The 15,471-nt window shown below is 62.9% G+C and carries 15 protein-coding genes; 14 read left to right on the top strand and 1 reads right to left on the bottom strand.

Going from position 1 to position 15,471, the window contains the following annotated elements; genetic code table 11:
- Positions 1 to 10 precede the first annotated feature (10 nt).
- The 14 genes from FIV39_RS06310 to ureC all read left to right on the top strand — a co-directional run bounded on the left by FIV39_RS06310 (position 11) and on the right by ureC (position 14,403).
- A complete protein-coding gene (locus FIV39_RS06310) occupies positions 11 to 418 on the top strand; it encodes a DUF2946 domain-containing protein (protein ID WP_090400816.1) in 408 nt (135 codons plus the stop codon).
- A 93-nt stretch (positions 419 to 511) separates the two neighbouring features.
- The gene (locus FIV39_RS06305; RefSeq protein ID WP_090400817.1) at positions 512 to 2,581 is read left to right on the top strand and encodes a TonB-dependent copper receptor; all 2,070 of its coding nucleotides are present in this window, start codon (positions 512 to 514) and stop codon (positions 2,579 to 2,581) included.
- Between the two features lie 114 nt (positions 2,582 to 2,695).
- Positions 2,696 to 4,078, top strand: a complete 1,383-nt coding sequence (locus tag FIV39_RS06300) for a PepSY-associated TM helix domain-containing protein (RefSeq protein ID WP_090400818.1) — start codon at positions 2,696 to 2,698, stop codon at positions 4,076 to 4,078.
- A 205-nt stretch (positions 4,079 to 4,283) separates the two neighbouring features.
- Entirely contained in the window at positions 4,284 to 5,549 is a 1,266-nt protein-coding gene (gene urtA / locus FIV39_RS06295; RefSeq protein ID WP_090400819.1) for an urea ABC transporter substrate-binding protein, read from the top strand.
- A gap of 136 nt (positions 5,550 to 5,685) precedes the next feature.
- Entirely contained in the window at positions 5,686 to 7,188 is a 1,503-nt protein-coding gene (urtB, locus tag FIV39_RS06290; protein ID WP_090400820.1) for an urea ABC transporter permease subunit UrtB, read from the top strand.
- A complete protein-coding gene (gene urtC, locus FIV39_RS06285) occupies positions 7,188 to 8,255 on the top strand; it encodes an urea ABC transporter permease subunit UrtC (RefSeq protein ID WP_053134562.1) in 1,068 nt (355 codons plus the stop codon). Before urtB ends, urtC begins: the two co-directional genes overlap by 1 nt.
- Positions 8,252 to 9,085 carry an urea ABC transporter ATP-binding protein UrtD gene (gene urtD / locus FIV39_RS06280; RefSeq protein WP_090400821.1) on the top strand — a complete coding sequence of 278 codons (834 nt, stop codon included), beginning with the start codon at positions 8,252 to 8,254 and terminating at the stop codon, positions 9,083 to 9,085. The genes urtC and urtD overlap by 4 nt, the downstream gene beginning before the upstream one ends.
- A gap of 118 nt (positions 9,086 to 9,203) precedes the next feature.
- The gene (gene urtE / locus FIV39_RS06275; RefSeq protein ID WP_090400822.1) at positions 9,204 to 9,902 is read left to right on the top strand and encodes an urea ABC transporter ATP-binding subunit UrtE; all 699 of its coding nucleotides are present in this window, start codon (positions 9,204 to 9,206) and stop codon (positions 9,900 to 9,902) included.
- 33 nt (positions 9,903 to 9,935) lie between these two features.
- The gene (locus FIV39_RS06270; protein ID WP_090400823.1) at positions 9,936 to 10,775 is read left to right on the top strand and encodes an urease accessory protein UreD; all 840 of its coding nucleotides are present in this window, start codon (positions 9,936 to 9,938) and stop codon (positions 10,773 to 10,775) included.
- A 145-nt stretch (positions 10,776 to 10,920) separates the two neighbouring features.
- Positions 10,921 to 11,223: an urease subunit gamma gene (gene ureA, locus FIV39_RS06265; protein ID WP_003171437.1), complete on the top strand. Its 303-nt coding sequence runs from the start codon at positions 10,921 to 10,923 to the stop codon at positions 11,221 to 11,223.
- A gap of 9 nt (positions 11,224 to 11,232) precedes the next feature.
- Entirely contained in the window at positions 11,233 to 11,745 is a 513-nt protein-coding gene (locus tag FIV39_RS06260) for a GNAT family N-acetyltransferase (RefSeq protein WP_090400824.1), read from the top strand.
- Between the two features lie 5 nt (positions 11,746 to 11,750).
- On the top strand, positions 11,751 to 12,284 hold the full coding sequence (locus tag FIV39_RS06255) for a GNAT family N-acetyltransferase (protein ID WP_146371489.1): 534 nt from the start codon (positions 11,751 to 11,753) through the stop codon (positions 12,282 to 12,284).
- Positions 12,281 to 12,586 carry an urease subunit beta gene (locus FIV39_RS06250; RefSeq protein ID WP_090400826.1) on the top strand — a complete coding sequence of 102 codons (306 nt, stop codon included), beginning with the start codon at positions 12,281 to 12,283 and terminating at the stop codon, positions 12,584 to 12,586. The genes FIV39_RS06255 and FIV39_RS06250 overlap by 4 nt, the downstream gene beginning before the upstream one ends.
- Before the next feature lie 116 nt (positions 12,587 to 12,702).
- Positions 12,703 to 14,403: an urease subunit alpha gene (gene ureC / locus FIV39_RS06245; RefSeq protein ID WP_090400827.1), complete on the top strand. Its 1,701-nt coding sequence runs from the start codon at positions 12,703 to 12,705 to the stop codon at positions 14,401 to 14,403.
- Between the two features lie 46 nt (positions 14,404 to 14,449).
- On the opposite strand, the gene FIV39_RS06240 is transcribed toward ureC, so the two are convergent.
- Complete coding sequence (locus tag FIV39_RS06240; RefSeq protein ID WP_090400828.1) at positions 14,450 to 15,388, bottom strand: DnaJ C-terminal domain-containing protein; 939 nt, start codon at positions 15,386 to 15,388, stop codon at positions 14,450 to 14,452.
- Positions 15,389 to 15,471 lie beyond the last annotated feature (83 nt).

Genomic DNA, 15,471 nt, shown 5'->3' with positions numbered 1-15,471 from the left:
GCCAACCTTGATGGGCGCCCGTCGCGCCAGGTTATCCCCACACCGCCGCGTGAAGCGCGGCAGTTGGATCAGCCTGTTCGCCATGCTGATGATCTTTATCGGTCCGCTGATTTCCCAAGCGATGCCGATGGATCATCACGCCGGTATGCCGATGAGCATGTCCATGCCGATGGACATGCCAGGCGATCACGGTGAGTCCCATCACCCAAAAGCCCCCGACGAACATCACGCGCTCTGGTCGAAGTGCGGCTATTGCGACCTGCTGTACAGTTGCCCGGCCCTGCCCGGCAGCGTGTCATTCGTGGCCATCGGTACCCCGCCGCCGGCCAATGCCCTCACCCCCAACCCGCGCCTGGGCCATGCCCGGCAGAGCATTTTCCCCGGCGCGCGCAGCCGCGCCCCGCCCATCGCCTCGTAAGCACCTGACACCGTTACTTCACCCCGGCCGACTTTAGACAGACAGCCGCAGGCTGCTGGCCGTGTTGTTTACGCTTGATTGATGGAATTTGTCATGTCCAGGTTTACTGCTGACTCCCGTTTGGGAAGTACTTCTGTGCTCGCTGCCCTATGCGGCGCCCTGCTCGCACCCCACGCTCAGGCCGATGAGCACGCCGAACATGAGCTGACGCCCACGGTGATCACCGCCATCGCGCCCAGCTCGCCGCTGACCGTGATCACCAACCCCAAGGACCCGCGCCAACCGGTGCCCGCCAGCGACGGCGGCGACTACCTCAAGACCATCCCCGGCTTCGCCCTGGTACGCAACGGCGGCACCAATGGCGACCCGGTGCTGCGCGGCATGTTCGGCTCACGCCTGAACATCCTTACCAACGGCAGCATGATGCTCGGCGCCTGCCCCGGCCGCATGGATGCGCCGACCTCGTACATTTCGCCGGAAACCTACGACAAACTCACCGTGATCAAAGGCCCGCAAACCGTACTCTGGGGCCCCGGCGCGTCGGCCGGCACCGTCCTGTTCGAGCGCGAACCGGAGCACTTCGGTGAACTCGGCACACGACTTAATGCCAGCGTATTGGCCGGCTCCAACGGGCGCTTCGATAAGGTCATCGATGCCGCCGCGGGCGGGCCGCTGGGCTATGTGCGGGTGATCGGCAACCAGGCCCATGCCGATGACTACAAGGACGGCAACAACGACACCGTCGCCTCGCGTTACGACAAGTGGAATGGCGACGTCACCGTTGGCTTCACCCCCGATGCCGACACCCTGCTGGAACTCACCGCCGGCCGTGGTGACGGCGAAGCGCGCTACGCCGGGCGTGGCATGGACGGTTCGCAGTTCCTGCGCGAAAGCCTGGGCCTGCGCTTCGAGAAATCGAATATCGGCGAAGTGCTGGATAAGGTCGAAGCCCAGGTCTACTACAACTACGCCGACCACGTGATGGACAACTACAGCCTGCGCACACCCTCGGGCACCGGGATGATGGCCGGCCCCATGGCCTCCAACGTCGACCGCCGCACCCTCGGCGCGCGCATCAAGGCCACCTGGCGCTGGGCCGATGTGCAATTGATCAGCGGCCTGGATGCGCAGACCAACGAGCATCGCCAACGCAGCAGCATGGGCATCGACACCTACAAGGATCTGCCCAAGGTCAAGGACGCCAACTTCCACAACTACGGCGTGTTCGGCGAACTCACCTGGTACGCCGCCGACCGTGACCGCCTGATCACCGGCGCACGCCTGGACCGCGCCTCGGCCAAGGACTTCCGCCAGACCACCGGTTCCGGCATGAGCGCACGCACCAACCCGACCGCCGACGATACCCGCGCCGATACCCTGCCCTCGGGCTTTATGCGCTACGAGCACGACCTGGCTGACAGCCCGACCACGCTCTATGCCGGCCTGGGCCACTCGGAACGCTTCCCGGATTACTGGGAGCTGTTCTCGCCCAACACCGGAGCAGTCGGTTCGGTGAATGCCTTCGACGGCGTGAAGCCGGAGAAAACCACCCAGCTCGACTTCGGCGCGCAATACAAGGCTGACGACCTGGAAGCCTGGGCCTCGGGCTACGTCGGCCAGGTACGTGATTTCATCCTGTTCGACTACCGGGCGGGGATGATGGGCACCACCTCCCAGGCGCGCAATGTGGACGCGCGCATCATGGGCGGCGAACTGGGCGCGGCCTACATGCTGACGCAACACTGGAAAGCCGACGCCACCCTCGCCTACGCCTGGGGCAAGAACAGCAGCGACGGCAAGGCCCTGCCGCAAATGCCGCCGTTGGATGCACGTTTCGGCCTGACCTACAGCGAAGACGACTGGAGCGCCGGCGCCCTGTGGCGGGTGGTGGCGGCGCAAAACCGCATCGACCCGAACAAGGGCAACGTGGTCGGCAAGGACTACGACAAGAGCGGCGGCTTTGGCGTGTTCTCACTGAATGGCGCGTATCGCATCAACAAAAACTTCAAGGTCAGCACCGGCGTCGACAACCTGTTCGGCAAGGCCTACGCCGAGCACCTGAACCTGGCCGGCAACGCCGGGTTCGGCTACCCGGCCAACGACCCGCAGGCCATCAAGGAACCGGGGCGCACGCTCTGGACCAAGGTCGACATGAGCTTCTAAAAGCATCGGGAGCCCCCCCTCCCACATTGGAATGCATTCCACATGTGGGAGGGGGCTTGCCCCCGATGGCGGCTTGACCAACGACAAAAATTTAAGCTTTGCGGAGCATCCCTGATGACCACTCAAAAAATCTCCTTCTACAACCTGGCCTGGCGCTGGCACTTCTACGCCGGCCTCTTCGTCGCCCCTTTCATGGTGCTGCTGGCCCTGACCGGCATCATCTACCTGTTCAAACCCCAGCTCGACCCGCTGATGTACGGCGACCTGCTGACCGTCCCCGCCGCCGAACACGCACTAAGCGCCGACGAACAACTGCAACGCGCCAAGGCCGCTTACCCCCAAGGCGCAATCAGCAAATACCTGCCGCCAGCCGACACCACCAGCAGCGCGCAATTCGTGATGCACCAGGGCGGGCGCGAAGTGACCGTCTTCGTCGACCCCTATCGCGGCACCGTACTCGGTGAGCAGGATGCAAAAAACAACCTGCAAGCCATCGCCCGCGCCCTGCACGGTGAGCTGATGATCGGCACCGTCGGCGATCGCCTGATCGAACTCGCCGCCGGTTGGGGCGTGATGCTGGTGGTGTCCGGCCTGTACCTGTGGTGGCCGCGCGGCAAGTCGTCAGCCGGGGTGTTGTGGCCGCGCTTCACTGCCCGTGGCCGCGTGTTCTGGCGTGATCTGCATACCGTGGCAGGCTTCTGGGGCGCGGCGTTTTTGCTGGTGATGCTGCTCAGCGGCATGACCTGGACTGGCTTCTGGGGCAAGCAATACGCAGATCTGTGGAACACCTTCCCGGCGGCGATGTGGAACAACGTGCCGCAGTCCGATCAGCAGGCGCGGGTGCTCAACACCGCGACACAACAGACCGTGCCCTGGGCCATGGAAAACACGCCGATGCCGATGTCCGGCGACCATGCCGAACACATGAACCACGGCGCCATGCACACCGCTCCCGCTGCGCCCACGGTACGCCTGCAACAGGTGGTGGATATGGCCACGGCACGCAAGGTCGAGCCCGGCTACAGCATCACCTTCCCCACCACTGCCGAGGGTGTGTTCACCGTCGCGGTGTTCGCCAACGACCCACGCAACGACGCCACCCTGCACGTGGACCAGTACACCGGCAAGGTCCTCGCCGATGTGCGTTGGGCGCACTACGGCAATGTGGCGCGGGCCACCGAGACCGCGGTGATGCTGCACGAGGGCAAGATGTTCGGTTGGCTGAACCAACTGATCGTGCTGCTGATCTGCCTGATGATTCTGCTCAGCGCCGTGAGTGGCGTGGTGATCTGGTGGAAGCGTCGGCCCCAGGGCGGGCTGGGGGTTCCGCCGTTGCGCCATGACTTGCCGAAGTGGAAAACCGCGATGGTGATCATGCTGGGCCTGGCGATTATTTTCCCGCTGGTGGGCGTCTCGTTGATCGCCGTGTGGGCATTGGATCGCCTTGTGTTGGCACGTTTCTTCGGCCTGCGCGCGCCTTCCACGGATCAGGCATAAGTCAGGCAGTGCCAATCCCACGCTAACGCACCAGCGCGGTGCCCGTTGCGCACCATCGTCAGATCCAGGCGCCGAATCGGTGCAGGGTCTGGCGCGCCTCGCGGTGCGCACCGCAGGATTCAAAGGCTGATCCAAGCAGGCACAGCCTTTGCAATCACTCCAGTATCTGACCCACAACAACACTTAGGCACTCGGAGATCGCACCATGAAGCGTCGCAGCTTGATCAAGGCTTTCACTTTGTCGGCATCCATTGCCGCCATGGGCATGACCTGGACTATCCAGGCCGCCGAGACCATCAAGGTCGGCATCCTGCACTCGCTGTCCGGCACCATGGCCATCTCCGAAACGTCGCTCAAAGACATGGCGTTGATGACCATCGACGAGATCAACGCCAAGGGTGGGGTGAATGGCAAGATGCTGGAGCCCGTGGTGGTCGACCCCGCGTCGAACTGGCCGCTCTTCGCCGAAAAGGGCCGCCAGTTGCTGACCCAGGACAAGGTCGCCGTGGTATTCGGCTGCTGGACCTCGGTGTCGCGTAAATCGGTATTGCCGGTGTTCGAAGAACTTAACGGCCTGCTGTTCTACCCGGTGCAATACGAAGGCGAAGAGATGTCGCCAAACGTGTTCTACACCGGTGCGGCACCAAACCAGCAGGCGATCCCGGCGGTGGAATACCTGATGAGCGAAGAAGGCGGCAGCGCCAAACGCTTCTTCCTGCTCGGTACCGACTACGTGTACCCGCGCACCACCAACAAGATCCTGCGCTCGTTCCTGCACTCCAAAGGCGTCGCGGACAAGGACATCGAAGAGGTCTACACCCCGTTCGGCCACGCCGACTACCAGACCATTGTCGCCAACATCAAGAAGTTCTCCGCTGGCGGCAAGACGGCGGTGATCTCCACCGTGAACGGCGACTCCAACGTGCCGTTCTACAAAGAGCTGGCCAACCAGGGTTTGAAGGCGACCGACGTACCGGTGGTAGCGTTCTCCGTGGGTGAAGAAGAACTGCGCGGCATCGACACCAAGCCGTTGGTGGGCAACCTGGCGGCCTGGAACTACTTCCAGTCGGTGGAGAACCCGGTAAACAAAAAGTTCGTCGCCGACTGGAAAGCCTACGCCAAGAAACACAACCTGCCGGGCGCGGACAAAGCCGTGACCAACGACCCGATGGAAGCCACCTACGTGGGCATCCACATGTGGGCGCAGGCGGCGGAGAAAGCCAAGTCCACCGACGTCGACAAAGTGCGTGAAGCGCTGGCCGGCCAGACCTTCGCCGCGCCGTCGGGCTTTACCTTGACCATGGACAAGACCAACCACCACCTGCACAAGCCGGTGATGATCGGCGAGATCCAGTCCGATGGGCAGTTCTCGGTGGTGTGGCAGACCCAGGAGCCGATCCGGGCGCAGCCGTGGAGCCCGTACATTCCTGGCAATGACAAGAAGCCGGACTACGCAGTGAAGAGCAACTAAGTCTCACCACAGGCCAAATGTGGGAGGGGGCTTGCCCCCGATTGCGGTAGATCAGTGACAGATGCACTCCCTGCCACACCGCTATCGGGGGCAAGCCCCCTCCCACACTGTCCGCGCATGACTAGGACATTTGTTTATGCCCACTGCCCTCAATCGCTACTTCCTGGCATTGCTGCTGTTACTGCCTTTGGCGGCACATGCAGGCGACGCCGAAGATTTCCTGGCCGCCAACCCGACGCAACAAGCCAAGCTGCTCCAGGACTGGGCCGCCCAGCCCGACCCGGCGCGCATCGAGTTGGTGGACGCCCTGCAACAAGGCCAGCTCACGCTCAACGGCGAAACCAGGACCGTGCGCCTGAACAACCGCCTGCGCGGCCTGATCGATAACGTACAAGCCAGCCAGCAACTGCTCGCCGCCGACCCCAAGGTGCGCCTGGCCGCTGCGCAAACCCTGCAAAAAAGCGCGCAACCTGCGCAGCTCAAATTCCTCGACCAGCAGGTCGCCGCCGAGACCGACGAGGACGTACACACCGCCCTCAGCCTGGCCCTGGCCAACCTGCAACTGGTCGACACCGACCCGGTTGTACGCCTGGCAGCCGTGCGTTTGCTCGGCAGCACCGGCGACCCGCTGGCCCGCACACGCCTCGAAGCGCTGCTGGCGCCCGGCGTGGAAACCGATGCGGGCGTGCACACCGCCGCCGAGACCAGCCTGGCCCAGGTCAAACGCAAACTGATGATGGGTGAGATCCTCGGCCAGGCCTTCAGCGGCATGTCCCTGGGATCGATCCTGCTGCTGGCGGCCCTGGGTTTGGCGATCACCTTCGGCCTGCTCGGTGTGATCAACATGGCCCACGGCGAAATGCTGATGCTCGGCGCCTACTCCACCTATGTGGTGCAGTTGCTGATGCAGCGTTATGTGCCACAAGCCATCGAGTTCTACCCGCTGATCGCGCTGCCGGTGGCGTTCTTCGTCACCGCCGCCATCGGCATGGCCCTGGAACGCACGGTGATTCGTCACCTGTACGGGCGGCCATTGGAAACCCTGCTCGCCACCTGGGGCATCAGCCTGATGCTGATCCAACTGGTGCGCCTGGTGTTTGGTGCGCAGAACGTCGAGGTGGCCAACCCGCAGTGGCTGTCCGGCGGCATTCAAGTGCTGCCCAACCTGGTGCTGCCGTACAACCGCATCGTGATCATCGCCTTTGCGCTGTTCGTGGTGGTGCTGACCTGGCTGCTGCTGAACAAGACCCGCCTGGGGCTCAACGTGCGCGCCGTCACCCAGAACCGCAACATGGCCGCCTGCTGCGGCGTGCCCACCGGGCGTGTGGACATGCTCGCGTTTGGCCTGGGCTCCGGCATCGCCGGGCTGGGCGGTGTGGCGCTGAGCCAGATCGGCAACGTCGGCCCGGACCTGGGCCAGAGCTACATCATCGACTCGTTCCTGGTGGTGGTGCTCGGCGGTGTTGGGCAGTTGGCCGGCAGCGTCACGGCGGCCTTCGGTTTAGGCATTGCCAACAAGATTCTGGAACCGCAGATCGGTGCCGTGCTCGGCAAGATCCTGATCCTCGCGCTGATCATTCTGTTTATCCAGAAACGCCCGCAGGGACTCTTCGCACTGAAAGGACGGGTGATCGACTGATGAACCAGCCATTGATGCTCACAGCCGCACAAAAGGCCGGCCCCAAGGTGACGATCGCAGTCGGCGCGGTGGTGCTGTTGTTGCTGCTGGCCCTGCCGTTGTGTTCGCTGCTGTCGCCGGAAAACCCGCTGCATGTATCGGCCTACACCCTGACCCTGGTGGGCAAGATCCTCTGCTACGCCATCGTCGCCCTGGCCCTGGACCTGGTGTGGGGTTACGCGGGGATGTTGTCCCTGGGCCACGGCCTGTTCTTTGCCCTCGGCGGCTACGCCATGGGCATGTACCTGATGCGCCAGGCGTCCGGCGACGAGCTGCCGGCGTTCATGACGTTTTTGTCGTGGACCGAATTGCCCTGGTATTGGGTCGGCACCGAGCACTTCCTCTGGGCCCTGTGCCTGGTGGTGCTGGCGCCGGGCGTGCTGGCGCTGGTGTTCGGTTTTTTCGCGTTCCGCTCGCGGATCAAGGGCGTGTATTTCTCGATCATGACCCAGGCGCTGACCTTTGCCGGGATGCTGTTGTTCTTTCGCAACGAGACCGGGTTCGGTGGCAATAACGGCTTCACCAACTTCCGCAGCATCCTCGGTTTCGGCATTACCGAACCGGGCACACGGGCCGTGCTGTTCGTGGCCACGGTAGTGTTGTTGGTGGCGAGCCTGTACATCGGCTGGCGCCTGGCCCAGAGCAAGTTCGGCCGGGTGCTGACCGCCCTGCGCGATGCCGAGAACCGCCTGATGTTCTGTGGCTACGACCCGCGCGGCTTCAAGCTGTTCGTGTGGGTGTTGAGCGCGGTGCTGTGCGGCTTGGCAGGCGCGTTGTATGTGCCGCAAGTGGGCATCATCAACCCAAGTGAAATGTCGCCGACCAACTCCATCGAAGCCGCCGTATGGGTGGCCCTGGGCGGGCGTGGCACGCTGATCGGGCCGTTGCTCGGCGCGGGCGTGGTCAATGGCATGAAGAGCTGGTTCACCGTGGCCTTCCCGGAGTACTGGCTGTTCTTCCTCGGGGCGCTGTTCATCATCGTCACCCTGTATTTGCCCAAGGGCGTTATCGGCCTGCTGAAGAAATGAGGAACGTCATGCTCGAACCTATTTTTGATGCGGGCAGCGGCCGCGATGCAATCGGCATCGGCCAGGCCGCGGGCGCCGGCCTGAACACCCGCCACGGCACCATCCTGACCCTTGAAGACATCAGCGTCAGCTTCGACGGTTTCAAGGCGCTCAACGACTTGAACCTGTACATCGGCGTCGGCGAATTGCGCTGCATCATCGGCCCCAACGGCGCGGGCAAGACCACGCTGATGGACGTGATCACCGGCAAGACCCGGCCCAGCCACGGCAAGGCCTGGTTTGGCGAAACCCTGGATTTGACCAGCATGAGCGAAGTGCAGATCGCCCAGGCCGGCATCGGCCGCAAGTTCCAGAAACCCACGGTGTTCGAAGCCCTGAGCGTGTTCGAAAACCTGGAGCTGGCGCAGAAGACCGACAAGTCGGTGTGGGCCAGCCTGCGTGCGCGCCTGAGCGGTGAGCAAAAGGATCGTATCGATGAAGTGCTCGATACCATCCGCCTGACCACCTCGGTGCATCGGCCCGCCGGGCTGCTCTCCCACGGGCAAAAGCAGTTCCTGGAAATCGGCATGCTGTTGATGCAAGACCCGCAACTGTTGCTGCTGGACGAACCGGTGGCGGGCATGACCGACGCCGAAACCGAATTCACCGCCGAACTGTTCAAGCGCCTGGCGGGCAAGCATTCGTTGATGGTGGTGGAACACGACATGGGCTTTGTCGGCTCGATTGCCGACCACGTGACCGTGTTGCACCAGGGCAGCGTGCTGGCCGAAGGGTCGCTGGAACAGGTGCAGGTCGATGAGCGGGTTATTGAAGTGTATTTGGGACGGTGACACATCGGCCAGCTTCGAGCCAAAAGCTTCAAGCGGCAAGTTAAAGCAAAGCAGGCATCCGCCCGCTCTTACTTGCAGCTTGAAGCTTGCCGCTTGAAGCCCAACTAACGGAGTTCCAATGCTACAAGTACAACACCTGCACCAATACTACGGCGGTAGCCACATCCTGCGCGGGCTGTCCTTTGACGTGAAGATCGGCGAAGTCACCTGCCTGCTCGGCCGTAACGGCGTGGGCAAGACCACCCTGCTCAAGTGCCTGATGGGTTTGCTGCCAGCCAAAGAAGGCGTGGTGAACTGGGAAGGCAAGGCCATCACCGGCTTCAAGCCACACCAGCGCGTGCACGCCGGCATCGCCTACGTGCCCCAGGGGCGGGAGATTTTCGGGCGGCTGACGGTGGAAGAAAACCTGCTGATGGGACTGTCGCGTTTTCCCGGTTCCGAAGCCAAGCAGGTGCCCGCATTCATCTACGAGCTGTTCCCGGTCTTGCTGCAAATGAAGCACCGGCGCGGCGGCGATTTGTCCGGCGGCCAGCAGCAACAGTTGGCCATCGGCCGCGCCCTGGCCAGCCGCCCGCGCCTGTTGATCCTCGATGAGCCCACCGAAGGCATCCAGCCGTCGGTAATCAAGGAGATCGGCGCAGTGATCAAGAAACTCGCGGCGCGCGGCGACATGGCGATCCTGTTGGTGGAGCAGTTCTACGACTTTGCCGCCGAGTTGGCCGACCAGTACCTGGTGATGTCGCGCGGGGAAATCGTCCAGCAGGGCCGCGGCGAAAATATGGAAAGCGAGGGTGTGCGCGGTTTGGTTACCATCTAACCTGTAGCGTCCTGACGATAAGCACAAGAAACCATGAACCTGCCCGTTTCCCCTGCCCTGTTCACCCCCAGCTGGCACGCCGAGCTGGAACTCGGCTACGCGCGTTTCGGCGACACCACGCGCCCGGTGATGCGCCGCCACCTCGGCCCGCTGCGCGTGCAAAAGCACCTGTACGCCGAAGGCCCCGAGGTGTGCCAGCACATCATCGTGCACCCACCTGGCGGGATTGCCGGCGGTGATCGCCTGGACATCCGCGCGCATGTCGCCGAGGGCGCCTGGGCCCAGTTGACCAGTCCCGGCGCCGCCAAGTGGTATCGCGCCAGCGGCCCGGCGTTTCAGCAGCTGGACCTGACCGTGGAAGCCGGCGCGACCCTGGAATGGCTGCCCCAGGAAACCATCGTGTTCAGCGCGGCCCAGGCCGAACTCAGCACCCGCATCGACCTGCACGGCGATGCCCGGCTGTTCTACTGGGACGTGATCGCCCTGGGGCGCCCGGCCAGTGGCGAGCGCTTCGACCTGGGGCACTTTCAATCGCACCTGGATATCCGCCGCGACGGCCAGTTGCTCTGGCACGAGCGCCAGCGCATTGTGGGCGCCGACGGTCTGCTCGACTCGCCCATCGGCCTGGACGGCCAACCGGTATTCGCCACGCTGCTGGTGACCGGCGATATAGAACCCGAATTACTCGAACACTGCCGCGCCCTGCCCCACGCCGTGCGCGGCGACCTGACCCAACTGCCCGGTTTGCTGGTCGCCCGCTGCCTGGCCAGTGAAGCGCTGCAGGCGCGGGGATGGTTGATTGATTTATGGAAATTGTTACGCCCCGCCATGTTTGGGCGAGAGGCGGTCGCACCACGAATCTGGAGCACATGAAGATCAACATGTGGGAGGGGGCTTGCTCCCGATAGCGGTGGGTCAGTGACAGAGGTATTGCCTGACACTGCCCTATCGGGGGCAAGCCCCCTCCCACAGGGGATCTGCGGTGTTTTTATGAATGATGTTTGAAGGACCTTGAACCATGGACCTGACCCCACGGGAAAAAGACAAACTGCTGATCTTCACCGCAGGCTTGGTGGCCGAACGGCGCCTGGCGCGCGGTGTGAAGCTCAACTACCCGGAAACCATCGCCTATATCTCCGCCGCCTTGATGGAAGGCGCCCGCGATGGCCGCACCGTGGCCGACCTGATGCACTACGGCACCACCCTGCTCAGCCGTGAACAGGTGATGGAAGGCATCCCGGAAATGATCCCGGATATCCAGGTGGAAGCGACCTTCCCCGACGGCACCAAACTGGTGACCGTCCACCAACCCATCGCGTGAGGCACGCCCATGATTCGTGATGCAACCGAGCAAGACCTGCCGGCGATCCGCGACATCTACAACGACGCGGTACTCAACACCACGGCGATCTGGAACGAACAACTGGTGGATCTCGGCAACCGCCAGGCCTGGCTCAGTGCACGCCAGGCCCAGGGCTATCCGATTCTGGTGGCGACCGAAAATGAGCAAGTGATCGGCTATGCCTCGTTTGGCGATTGGCGCGCGTTCGAAGGCTACCGCTACAGCGTCGAACACTCGGTGTATGTACGCAACGATCAGCGCGGCAAAGGCCTTGGCCCACTGCTGATGCAGGCCCTGATCGAACGCGCCAGAACCTGTGGCAAACACGTGATGGTCGCGGCCATCGAAAGCGGCAACCTGGCCTCGATCCGCTTGCATGAGCGGCTGGGTTTCGTCACCACCGGGCAAATGCCCCAAGTGGGCATCAAGTTCGGCCGCTGGCTGGACCTGACCTTTATGCAACTGACATTGAATCCGGGCGCGCAACCGCCCAAGGAGTGAGTTCGATGAATGCCGCACAACTGCGACGAGTCAATGCTGAGAGTTTTGCCCACTACCGTCGGGGCCTGATCGAGCTATTGCTGGATGCGGTCAAGCACGGTGCGTCGGTTGGTTTCATGGCCGACTTCGATGAGGCTCAGGCCCGCGCTTATTTGGAAGGCGTGCAGGCGAGCATTGAAGACGCCAGCCTGTTGCTGTGGGTGGTGGTGCGCGATGAGCAGGTGATCGCCAGCGTGCAGTTGGCGCTGTGCCAGAAAGCCAACGGCCTGAACCGCGCCGAAGTGCAAAAGCTGCTGGTGCACAGCCGCGCGCGGCGCCACGGCCTGGGCCAACAACTGATGAACACCCTGGAACTCGCCGCACGCCAGCACAAGCGCGGCCTGCTGTACCTGGACACCGAAGCCGGCTCGCCTGCCGAAGCGTTCTACCAGTCGCTGCGCTACACCAAGATCGGTGAACTGCCCGACTACTGCCAAAGCCCGGACGGGCGCTACAGCCCGACCGCCATCTACTTCAAGACCCTGGGGCAACCTGCATGATTCCTGGCGAATATCAGATCCAGCCTGGCGAAATCGAACTCAACGTCGGCCGGCGCACCGTCACCCTCAGCGTGGCCAACAGCGGCGACCGGCCGATCCAGGTGGGTTCGCACTACCATTTTTTCGAGACCAATGACGCGCTGACGTTTGACCGCCCATTGAGCCGTGGCATGCGCCTGAATATTCCGGCGGGCACGGCGGTGCGGTTTGAGCCGGGGCAGAGCCGGGAGATTGAATTGGTGGATTTGAGTGGTGGGCGGCGAGTGTTCGGGTTTGCGGGAAAAGTCATGGGTGATTTGTAGGTCGGCTTTGAGCTGCAAGCTGCAAGCTGCAAGAAAGAGCAGTTTGCGGCGCCCCATTTGCTTTTACTTGAGGCTTGTAGCTTATAGCTGGAAGCTCATAACCGAGGAACGAGGCTATGAAAATCAATCGTCAGGCATATGCCGACATGTACGGCCCCACCGTCGGTGACAAGGTCCGCCTGGCCGACACCGAGCTGTTCGTCGAAGTCGAGCAGGACTTCACCGTCTATGGCGAAGAAGTCAAATTCGGCGGCGGTAAAGTGATCCGCGACGGCCAGGGCCAGAGCCAATTGCTTGCCCATGAAGTCGTCGACACCCTGATCACCAACGCGCTGATCATCGATCACTGGGGCATCGTCAAGGCCGACGTCGGCTTGAAGAACGGCCGCATTCACGCGATCGGCAAGGCCGGCAACCCGGACATCCAGCCCGGCGTGACCATGGCCATCGGCGCCAGCACCGAAGTGATCGCCGGTGAAGGCATGATCCTCACCGCCGGCGGTATCGACTCCCACGTGCATTTCATCTGCCCGCAGCAAATCGAAGAGGCGCTGACCAGCGGCGTCACCACCATGATCGGCGGCGGCACCGGGCCGGCCACCGGCACCAACGCTACCACCTGTACGTCCGGGCCTTGGCACCTGGCGCGCATGCTGCAGGCCAGCGACTCGTTCCCGATGAACATCGGTTTTACCGGCAAGGGCAACGCGAGCTTGCCCGAGCCGTTGATCGAACAGGTCAAGGCCGGCGCCATCGGCTTGAAGCTGCATGAAGACTGGGGCACCACACCCGCCAGCATCGACAACTGCCTGAGTGTCGCCGACCAGTACGACGTGCAGGTGGCGATCCACAGCGACACCCTCAACGAATCCGGCTTTGTCGAAACCACCCTGGCCGCGCTCAAGGGCCGCACCATCCACACCTACCACACCGAAGGCGCCGGGGGCGGCCACGCGCCGGACATCATCAAGGCCTGTGGCTTCCCCAACGTGCTGCCCAGCTCCACCAACCCGACGCGGCCGTTCACCCGCAACACCATCGACGAGCACCTGGACATGTTGATGGTCTGCCATCACCTGGACCCGAGCATCGCCGAAGACGTGGCCTTCGCCGAAAGCCGCATCCGCCGCGAAACTATCGCCGCCGAAGACATCCTGCATGACCTCGGCGCGTTCTCGATGATCAGCTCCGACAGCCAGGCCATGGGCCGCGTGGGCGAAGTGATCACGCGCACCTGGCAGACCGCCGACAAGATGAAAAAACAGCGCGGCGCCCTGCCCGGCGACGGCCCCGGCAACGACAACTTCCGCGCCAAACGCTACATCGCCAAGTACACCATCAACCCGGCGATCACCCATGGCATCAGCCATATCGTCGGCTCCATCGAGGTGGGTAAATGGGCTGACCTGGTGCTGTGGCGCCCGGCGTTTTTCGGCATCAAGCCGACCCTGATCCTCAAGGGCGGCGCGATTGCCTCCAGCCTGATGGGCGATGCCAATGCGTCGATCCCCACCCCGCAGCCGGTGCACTACCGCCCGATGTTCGCCAGTTTCGGCAGCTCATTGCATGCCACCAGCCTGACCTTTATCAGCCAGGCAGCCCTGGACGCAGGCTTGCCGCAAGCGCTGGGCCTGAAGAAGCAGATTGGGGTGGTGAAGGGGTGTCGCGACGTGCAGAAAACCGACCTGATCCACAACGATTACCTGCCGGACATCGAGGTGGATCCACAGACCTATCAGGTCAAGGCCGATGGTGTGCTGTTGTGGTGTGAGCCGGCGGAGGTGTTGCCGATGGCGCAGCGGTATTTCCTGTTCTGACTTGAAACCTGTGGTGAGGGAGCTTGTGCCCTCACCACAAATCCCCTTAGAACTGCTCGCGCGGGTTAAAAGCGGCTTTTTTCGCCAGCTCCTGCCACAACGCTTTCACGTCGTCATCGCCTGCCGGTGGCATCACCGCTTTGAGCTGCACGTACAGGAAGCCACGCTGCCCGGCCTTGTTCAGCAAGCCATGGCCCTTGGCGCGCATGCGCTGGCCGTTTTGGCTGCCGGCAGGCACCTTGAGGTTGATCTTGCCGGTCAGGGTCGGCACTGCCACTTCCGCGCCCAGCGCCAATTCCCACGGCGCCAGCGGCAGGTTGATGATCAGGTTTTCGCCATCCACTTCGAATTTGGGGTGCGGTGCAAACTTGATGATCAGGTACAGGTCACCATTGGCCCCACCACCAATCCCCGGTGCGCCCTGGCCCTTGAGGCGGATACGCTCACCGTCGGCCACACCGGCCGGGATCTTCACGTTCAGGCTCTTGACGGTATTGCTGACGTGCCGGCCCGAGGGGTCGTATTGCGGCACCTGGAAGGTGACCTGCTTGGACTCGGTGGACAGCGTCTCTTCGAGGAACACCGACAGCTGCATCTCCACGTCCTGGCCTTTACGCCCGGTGGGACGGCGCTGGCCGCCACCAAAGGCATCGCCGCGCGAACCGAAGATCGAGCTGAAAAAGTCGGAAAAGTCCCCTTGGTCCTGACCGCCGCCAAACCCGCCACGGCTCTGCCAACCTGGCGGGCCCTGGAACGGCTGGCCATGCTGGCCGTATTTGCGCAGCTCGTCGTATTCAGCGCGCTTGTCCGCGCTTTTAAGCGCTTCATAGGCTTCGGACGCGTCCTTGAACTTGGCTTCGGCGTCTTTTTCCTTACTCACGTCCGGGTGATATTTGCGCGCGAGCTTGCGATAGGCGGCCTTGATTTCCTTGTCATCGGCGCTCGGCTCGACACCCAGAATCTTGTAGTAGTCTTTAAAATCCATCGGCGGTTCACCATCCTTAATCGAGATCGCACAGCCCGGGGCACAACGTGCGCTGGTTTGCAGCTGTTGAGTCGTGTGGCCTG

Source organism: Pseudomonas grimontii, from assembly GCF_007858185.1.
GTDB classification, from domain to species: Bacteria; Pseudomonadota; Gammaproteobacteria; order Pseudomonadales; family Pseudomonadaceae; genus Aquipseudomonas; species Aquipseudomonas grimontii.
Note: the sequence above shows the minus strand (reverse complement) of the source record. Positions and strands in the feature narration are given on the sequence as shown.